Genomic DNA, 7,961 nt, shown 5'->3' with positions numbered 1-7,961 from the left:
AGGCAGCTAGCTCCACTGTTCTTGACGCTCCCGCCGCGTTATCGGATGAAATGGCCGCGCCCGTTAGCCATGATCCAGAAACTGCCCGTACCGCTGTGCAACAAGTGGAAAATAGCGTTTATGAGCGCGCTACCGCCATGTTTGAGCAGGAGCCGGTAGATGTTGAATGGGCAGCTGCGTACGAGCAGTCGCTGCGTGCAATGTTTGCCCAGCATCAGGGCTTGCAGCGTGTCAGCATCAACAGCATTAGCTGCCACACTAGCATGTGTCGCATCGAAGTATTTACCCCGCGCGATGCCGACGCCGACTTTTTTACCGCGATGTTTTACGATGGGCTTGCCAATTTTCGCGCAGGCGAATTAAAGGCTGAAGCGGCGATCACGCGGCGCATGGGGCAGGGTATGACGTCTGTTTATGTTGCACGCAAGGATCACACGCTCGGCTTCTATTGAATTGGTCCCGCCCAACCTGTGGTATCTTTGGCGCCTCGAATAATGCGAGGTATCTACTGTTGTCTATTCCGTTTTTCTCCTGTCTGTTTTTTCGCGCTCAGGCATAACAATGACTGAATGGTTTGGTTTAAAAAAATCAACTCCTGCGCCCGTGGAGCTGGGGTTTGAATTTACTATCGTCCACTCGCCGCGGCGACGCAGTATTAGTATCGAAATCCGCAAGGCGCAGGTTGTCATCCGCGCTCCTATGGGTGCGCCGCAATCGTTGTTGATGAATTTCTTGTACGAAAAAGCAGCTTGGGTCAGGGCAAAAATCCACGAGCAGCAGCAAACGCTCGCGACTCAACCGGAACCGCGTCGCTACGCGCAGGGTAGCCAAATCCCATTTATGGGGGAAACCTTAACGCTGGTGCTCGGGCGCGGTTCGCGTGCTGCCATTGCGCGCGTAGATCAAAACTTGCACCTGATTTTATCGCCGCGTTCACGCATGGGCGACGATGCACAAATTCGCCAATTGCTCAGCCGTTGGTATCAACAGCAGGCGCTCAATATCCTTACGCATAAAACGACCCAATTAACGCAAACGATGGGTTTGATGTGTACACAAGTCAGTATCAAAGCAACCCGCTCAAAGTGGGGGCACTGCACCAGCCGTGGCGCCATCCAATACAACTGGCAGATACTGCTAGCCCCCGAGGCCATAGTCGATTATCTTGTCGCCCACGAAGTTAGCCACCTGCGTCACCATAATCACAGTGCCGATTTTTGGGCGTTGGTCGCCAGAGCGTGTCCAACCTTCAAGGCAGATCGCGCCTGGCTCAAAGCCGAAGGCGCACACCTCAGTTTATAAACTCCAAAGGTTTTTTAGCATGAATGACATTATCGCTACCGATCCGCTCAGTGACGACCCCGCTGAAAATCTTGACCGCTTTATCGTTGAAGCCATGGAGTTGGGCTGCGTGTGGGGGCTGGAAGGGCCTGATGGCTGGGCGCTGAGTGCCTCAGAAGCGCACGACGATGTGGATGTCATGCCCTTTTGGTCGCAGGAGGGTTTTGCGCTTGCGCACTGCCAGGATGATTGGAAAGACTATAAGCCGGTGGCGATTGAACTGGTTGAGTTTCTCGAAGATTGGTTGCCCGGTATGCACGAAGATGTGTTGCTAGTGGGTATCAATTGGAATGAAGAATTAGAGGGCGAGGAGCTGGAACCGCTGGATTTGCTCGAAGAATTTGAACTGGAGATGGGCGAGTAAGCCCATTAATAAAAACCGTTTTGGGTAAATTGGTTGTAATCGTCATCTTCGTCGCCAAATAAGTGCATGTGCAGAATATCTACCTCATGGTGCTTGGCGTAATCGTTAAGCATTTTTAAGCTGGCCAAGCCCGGTGTCATGCTGTACCAATAATTGGTTGTTTCATCGTGAGCCGCCAGTACAAACTCCAGTGCGCCCGGTACCATCTTGCGGCTGATGTGGCTAAAAATTTTGCGCTGTAACTGCAAAACAGAAAAATTAAAATCGGCGCATAAGCGCATTAATTGCGGGTACTGGGTTTCACGCCGGTCTTGCAGGCGAAGATCGCGACTAGCGAATAACTCATCCGGATTGATCAATGTTTTACAGGGTGGGTTGGGCATAAGTTTATAGTCAGTTAATCATGGACAATACGTATAAGCTGACCGTCAATGGTCGGGCGCGCCAGCAGTTATGTGCTGCTATTTTCCCGGAATGTCATTTTACTGATTGTTGTTTTTCTGAATGCAATTAAGCTGATTTTTTATTTTACTGATTAATTAACTGAACGCTAAAGACGAATACTCAGTAAAAAGAGCGCGGATTAGACCACATTGACGTTAATGTACAAGTGCTTGCATTCACATTTTTTTGCTGTAAAGGAGTTTGGGATGAGTTTTATTTTCAGTATACAAACAAGGTTGCGTCGAATCGTAACACCGACCGTTGTGGTCAATACTAAAACATTGGTGATAGGATTTTTTATAACCTGTAGTTTGGGTTTGGCGGGATGTTCAAGTTTGCAACCGAAATTAGAGCAGCCCACTGTGAAAGTTGCCGGCTTGCAATTATTGCCAGCGCAAGGCTTGAGTCAGCCAATTGAAGTGAGCCTGTTGATCGCCAACCCCAATGACCGCGATTTAACCCTGCGCGGCATGTCCTACACCGTCGGCATCGAAAACTTTGATGTGCTAAGTGGCGTGAGCAATCAGTTGCCTACCCTTACTGCTTATCAAGAAACGCCGGTCAAAGTGGTAGTCACTGCCAATGTGTTGCAGTTGGTGCGCTTGATCGAACACTTTGGTCGCAATGGCGTTAAAGAAAATGTAAATTACAATTTTTCTGCCAAACTGGATTTTAGTGCCTGGTTACCAGCGCTGCGCATCAATGAAAAAGGGATGATCCCACTTGCTGCAAAAAAGCGTTAAGGCACCATTAATTGCTTAAACGATATCGATAAAACCGCTAATCATTTGTGTTATTGGCGAAACAATTTTTCTAAAATTCATCTAAAAAGAACCATCTGAATTTTGTATTTTCAGGATATTCAATGAGTGACGAAATAACCCTGCCCGAGGCCGATGAGCGCATAGCGCTCAAAGATTACACCGAGAAAGCCTACCTCGATTATTCCATGTATGTGATCCTCGATCGCGCCCTGCCGCATATCGGCGATGGCCTCAAACCGGTACAGCGCCGCATTGTTTATGCGATGAGTGAATTGGGCTTAAAAGCCAGCGCCAAATATAAAAAATCTGCGCGTACCGTGGGTGATGTGATCGGTAAATTCCACCCGCATGGCGACTCCGCTTCTTATGAAGCTATGGTGTTAATGGCGCAGCCATTTTCCTATCGCTATACTCTGGTTGATGGCCAGGGCAACTGGGGTTCGCCCGATGATCCCAAATCCTTCGCCGCGATGCGTTACACCGAATCGCGCCTCACCAAATACAGCGAAGTCTTGCTTGAGGAATTAGGGCAGGGCACGGTTGATTGGCAGCCCAACTTTGACGGTACACTTGAAGAACCCATCGTATTGCCCGCCCGGGTGCCTAACGTTTTATTAAACGGCACTACCGGTATTGCCGTGGGTATGGCGACGGATATTCCGCCGCACAATTTGCGTGAAGTGGTTAATGCCTGTGTGCATTTACTCGACAATCCGCAGGCGACGGTCAACGATTTGTGCCAGCACATCCTCGGCCCCGATATGCCCACCGAAGCGGAAATTATTTCGCCGCGTGAAGAACTGATCAAAATGTACGAAACCGGCCGCGGCAGTGTACGCATGCGCGCGGTTTGGCAAAAAGATGAAGAGTCGGGCGATATTATTATCACCGCATTGCCTCATCAGGTCAGTGGTGCAAAAATCCTGGAGCAAATCGCCGCGCAAATGCAGGCGAAAAAATTGCCGATGGTTGCCGACCTGCGCGATGAATCTGATCACGAAAATCCCACACGTCTGGTGATTATCCCGCGCTCCAATCGCGTTGATGTGGATCAGGTGATGCAACATTTGTTTGCTACCACCGAGTTGGAACGCACCTATCGTGTCAACATGAACATGATTGGTATCGACGGACGCCCGGCGGTGAAATCACTCGCGAAAATTTTGAGTGAATGGTTGAGTTTCAGAACCGTCACTACCCGCCGTCGTTTGCAATATCGTCTGGAAAAAGTGGAAGAGCGTTTGCTGCGTTTGGCAGCATTGATGGTGGTGTTCCTCAATGTTGATGAAGTGATCCGCATCATCCGCGAAGAGGATAATCCCAAACCGGTACTGATGGAGCGCTTCAATTTAATTGAGATGCAAGCGGAATATATTCTCGAAACCAAATTGCGCCAATTGGCTCGCTTGGAAGAGATGAAAATTCTGGAAGAGAAAACCGCGCTGGAAAAAGAACGCGATGGTCTGCAAAAAATTCTTGAATCGGCCGTGAAATTAAAAAATCTGGTGCGCAAAGAATTGATTCAAATTGCCGAGGCCTTTGGCGATGATCGCCGCTCGCCGATTGTTGCGCGCGCGGAAGCTCAAGCGTTGACCGAAACGGAATTGTTGAGTGTCGATCCGGTGACGGTAGTGATTTCCGACAAAGGTTGGATTCGCGCCGCGAAAGGTCACGATATAGACCCGGAAGGCTTGAGCTACAAAGCGGGCGACAGTTTCAAATATGCGCTGCGCGGTAAGAGCAACCAGCAAGTGATTTTGATTGATTCCACCGGGCGCAGCTATTCATTGCCTGCGCATAACTTGCCTTCCGCGCGCGGCCAAGGCGAGCCACTGAGTGGCCGTATCAGTCCGCCCAGCGGTGCAACTTTTGAAGGTGCTTTGATGGGCACGGACCAGCAGCGCGTGCTGCTGGCGTCGGATGCTGGTTATGGTTTCATCGCCCGACTGGAAGATCTCACCAGTAAAAATAAAGCGGGTAAGGCACTCTTGACTCTACCTGACGCAGCGCTGGTTTTGCCGCCACAATTGCTTGATAATCCCGAGCAGGCATTGCTGGCGGCAGTGAGCAATGATGGCCGCCTGCTGGTGTTCCCGGTAACGGAATTGCCGGAGCTGGCGCGCGGTAAAGGCAATAAGATTATGAATATTCCATCGGCGCGCGCAGCGGCACGTGAAGAGTTTGTAGTCTCGGTCAATGTCATCAGTCCCGGCCAGTGCCTGACGCTGCATTCGGGCAAACGCCACATCACCTTGAAGATGTCCGATCTGGAGCATTACAAAGGTGAGCGCGGCCGACGCGGCAACAAACTTCCTCGCGGTTTCCAAAAGGTGGATAAAGCCGAAGTGACCGATAAGTGAGTTAAACAATAGGGGCGGTTATTCCGCCTTTATTTTTCGTGCAACGCGCGCAGCAAAAATTACACAACCCAGATAAAAGAATGCAACAACAATAACGCAGGAGTTTTCATGAGCTCAAAAGACAAGCGTCGTCATGTGCGTACATCCTTTGCTTGCCGGATTAAAATTACCCATGATTCAGTGGGTGAGTTGTTGGTAAAAACCCGCGATATTTCTGATGGTGGTGTATTTGTCGTGCTTGAACCTGAGCAAATACCACCAGTTGGTACAAGGCTTACGGGGCAGGTGCAGGGGTTGATGGACGATGCACCGGTATTACAACTGGAAGTGGTACGTGTAGAGCCAGCGGGTGTTGGCTTGCGTTTTATACAAGAAGATTAGTGTCTGGCTTACCTTGCAGTCGTTTGTCCGGGCGATTGCTTATTAATTATATCGCTGCGAAGCGTTTTCCTTTTTTAGTGCTTTCAGAATCTGCTGAGTCCGTACAATACGAATAAGATCTCAGCAGAGTACTGAAAACTGAAGGAGTTTTTGTGTACAAGCTTATCTATAAAAACCAATTTGCTGCAGGGTTTGATGCGGATCAAATCGTGGGTAATTTGGCGCAGTTGCTCCAACTAAAACCAAAAACCGTTCGCTTGGTGTTTCTCTCGCAGCGCCCCAGTGTGATTAAAATTCTGGAGTCCTCCGCCGAGGTTGAGCAGTGGCGCGCCGCATTTTTGGAGGCGGGTGTTCATTTGGATGTGGTGAGCATAGCTGCAGCAGATGCCGATAGTATTGCCGATCAAATCGAATTGGAATTGGAACTGCATAGTCTCGATGAGGGGTTTGACGAAGAAGAGGAAACCCCACGCCAGTTGTTGGTTAAGAAAATTATTGCGCGTGAAGAGGCGGAGGATGCTGAACTCGCTGCCGTTAATACGGAGGCAGCTCCTGTACCTATTACTGCAGAAATAACTGCCCCTGAAAAATCGGAAGCTGCACAACAATCGATTCCTCCTGAAGCTCATGCAGCAACAGAAAAAATTAAAACCCCGGCAGAAAAAGAAAAAAAGAAGCCAGTAGCCAAACCAGAAAAAAAATCAACGGAGCAGGCTGTCACAGCAAAAGCCGCGATAACTCCGGCGATCACCAGTTCCCCCTTGCCAGAGACGATAACCTCCATTCCGGAACTGGACGTTGCGCAAGCACAGCAAGGCATCGACGAGCCTGTCATTAAAAAGGATGCAGTTGTGGCGCTCGCAACGGAAGCTAAAGCAGCTCTGGAGCTTGATGCTAAATCTGAAGTTAACACGAAAACTGAAATTAATATTGAAGCTGGCAGTAAACCGAAATCAGAACCTGATGCGGAGTCTGAAATTGGTACTGCAGCCATTAGTTCCCAGTCAGTCGCGTTAGAAGAAAAAGTAACAGAAGAAAAAGCAGAGGAAAAAACAGAAGAGGTGCCAGCGGACGATGCTCACGTGGAGGTGGATTTTCATAAATCCTCATTTCTGTGGGGCATGTTAGCCATCCTATTGGCTATTGCATTAACTGCAGCAACTATCTTATGGTTAAAGCGCCCCTTGTGGCAGCCAGTGACACCTTCAGCGCAAAACGAAAAAATAGTGAATGCGCTCGCGACCGAACCCCTGTTTGCATTGGCGCATGTCGATGTGCCGCGCCTGCAACAGTTACCTGGCGTTCTGCAATCCGGTGCGGGCTTAACTAATTTGCCCGCACCTGATGTGAATTTTTGGCGCAAGCTGGAAGAGTCTGGAATCAATATTGCGCAGCAATTGGATCAAGTCTGGATCTCCGCTTACCGCACCAATAACCAAACCCAGCCGCTCTGGATTTTGACCGGGAAATTTAATGCGAAAGAATGGCGTGCTTGGTTGAAAAAAAATTATACGATTGATGAAGACTCACCACAGCAATTAGTATTTTCATCGGTAGATGAAAATACCTGCGAAAAACAACCGGTGATGATGGCTGTGATTGACGCTGACCGGATTGTATTGGGCGCGCCGGAGCGAGTCGCCGCATTCCGTGGGCGTTTGGATGCCGGGGCTCCCGCTGATAAAGATTTATCGGATTGGAATACCGTCAGTGCAAAACAAATGCTCAGTGTTGCGCTATTTAATCCGTCGCAATTTTCGGAAGCCTCTACGGCAATGGCACTGGGAAAGCTGTCGATCGATGTTGCACCGGTAAAAGGAATTTATCTCGGAGTGGCGCCGCAGGTGTTTCCGCCGGTGCTGAAATTTAGTGCAGTTATGGTAGGTGCTAATGAAGAGTTTATTGATGCAGCCGAAACGGCTATAGCACCGCTACTCAGGAACGCAAAAAATACCATGGTGCAGGATTGGCCGGAAACTTTATCCATTTATGAGCGAATCAAACTCACCAAATTAGAGCAACAGTTACAGGCTTCGGTATTTTTCGACGAGCAGTTACAACCGCAATTACAATTGTGGGTTAACTCGTTATTAGCGCGAACCTTTTCCATGAGCGATAACCCAACAGTAGTCGCGGAGGAGCGGCTCGATGAAAAACCGCGCGTATTTAGTGAGTTACCGTCACCAACCTTACCTGACTTTGCGCTAAACAAGCATTTAAATACCGCGTTCACAGCGCAAACAAGTACAGGCCCGTTTGGTGTGGGAATTAGCAGTTTTGATGCGACTGCAGAAGGTACGGTGATTA

At 49.3% G+C, this 7,961-nt stretch carries 7 protein-coding genes and 1 pseudogene; 7 read left to right on the top strand and 1 reads right to left on the bottom strand.

What is annotated here, in order from left to right:
• The 3 genes and pseudogenes from ACWA6V_RS13445 to ACWA6V_RS13435 all read left to right on the top strand — a co-directional run.
• Positions 1-452, top strand: a pseudogene (locus ACWA6V_RS13445) (hypothetical protein); the annotation flags it as partial.
• A gap of 109 nt (positions 453-561) precedes the next feature.
• On the top strand, positions 562-1,302 hold the full coding sequence (locus ACWA6V_RS13440; protein WP_449522971.1) for a M48 family metallopeptidase: 741 nt from the start codon (positions 562-564) through the stop codon (positions 1,300-1,302).
• Positions 1,303-1,321: 19 nt separating this feature from the next.
• Positions 1,322-1,705, top strand: a complete 384-nt coding sequence (locus ACWA6V_RS13435) for a DUF2750 domain-containing protein (protein WP_449522970.1) — start codon at positions 1,322-1,324, stop codon at positions 1,703-1,705.
• 5 nt (positions 1,706-1,710) lie between these two features.
• Here ACWA6V_RS13435 and ACWA6V_RS13430 read toward each other — a convergent pair whose 3' ends face one another.
• A complete protein-coding gene (locus tag ACWA6V_RS13430; RefSeq protein ID WP_449522969.1) occupies positions 1,711-2,088 on the bottom strand; it encodes a hypothetical protein in 378 nt (125 codons plus the stop codon).
• A gap of 396 nt (positions 2,089-2,484) precedes the next feature.
• Here ACWA6V_RS13430 and ACWA6V_RS13425 point away from each other — a divergent pair, with 396 nt between their 5' ends.
• From ACWA6V_RS13425 to ACWA6V_RS13410, 4 genes are all read left to right on the top strand, one after another.
• Positions 2,485-2,892, top strand: a complete 408-nt coding sequence (locus ACWA6V_RS13425) for an LEA type 2 family protein (RefSeq protein ID WP_449522968.1) — start codon at positions 2,485-2,487, stop codon at positions 2,890-2,892.
• A 122-nt stretch (positions 2,893-3,014) separates the two neighbouring features.
• Complete coding sequence (parC, locus tag ACWA6V_RS13420; protein ID WP_449522967.1) at positions 3,015-5,273, top strand: DNA topoisomerase IV subunit A; 2,259 nt, start codon at positions 3,015-3,017, stop codon at positions 5,271-5,273.
• 108 nt (positions 5,274-5,381) lie between these two features.
• Positions 5,382-5,654, top strand: a complete 273-nt coding sequence (locus ACWA6V_RS13415; protein WP_449522966.1) for a PilZ domain-containing protein — start codon at positions 5,382-5,384, stop codon at positions 5,652-5,654.
• Between the two features lie 152 nt (positions 5,655-5,806).
• Positions 5,807-7,961 (top strand): hypothetical protein (locus tag ACWA6V_RS13410; protein ID WP_449522965.1); only part of this gene is annotated, 2,155 nt, incomplete at its 3' end.

The sequence above is a fragment of the Cellvibrio sp. genome, assembly GCF_053579595.1.
The sequence above is the reverse complement of the archived record's forward strand: the minus strand, read 5'-3'. Positions and strand labels throughout refer to the sequence as shown.

What these genes read in the sequence shown, in the direction of transcription:
- ACWA6V_RS13440 (WP_449522971.1), top strand. Translation starts at nt 562, where the DNA reads ATGACTGAATGGTTTGGTTTAAAAAAATCAACTCCTGCGCCCGTGGAG.
- ACWA6V_RS13435 (WP_449522970.1), top strand. Translation starts at nt 1,322, where the DNA reads ATGAATGACATTATCGCTACCGATCCGCTCAGTGACGACCCCGCTGAA.
- ACWA6V_RS13430 (WP_449522969.1), bottom strand. Translation starts at nt 2,088, where the DNA reads ATGCCCAACCCACCCTGTAAAACATTGATCAATCCGGATGAGTTATTC.
- parC (WP_449522967.1), top strand. Translation starts at nt 3,015, where the DNA reads ATGAGTGACGAAATAACCCTGCCCGAGGCCGATGAGCGCATAGCGCTC.
- ACWA6V_RS13415 (WP_449522966.1), top strand. Translation starts at nt 5,382, where the DNA reads ATGAGCTCAAAAGACAAGCGTCGTCATGTGCGTACATCCTTTGCTTGC.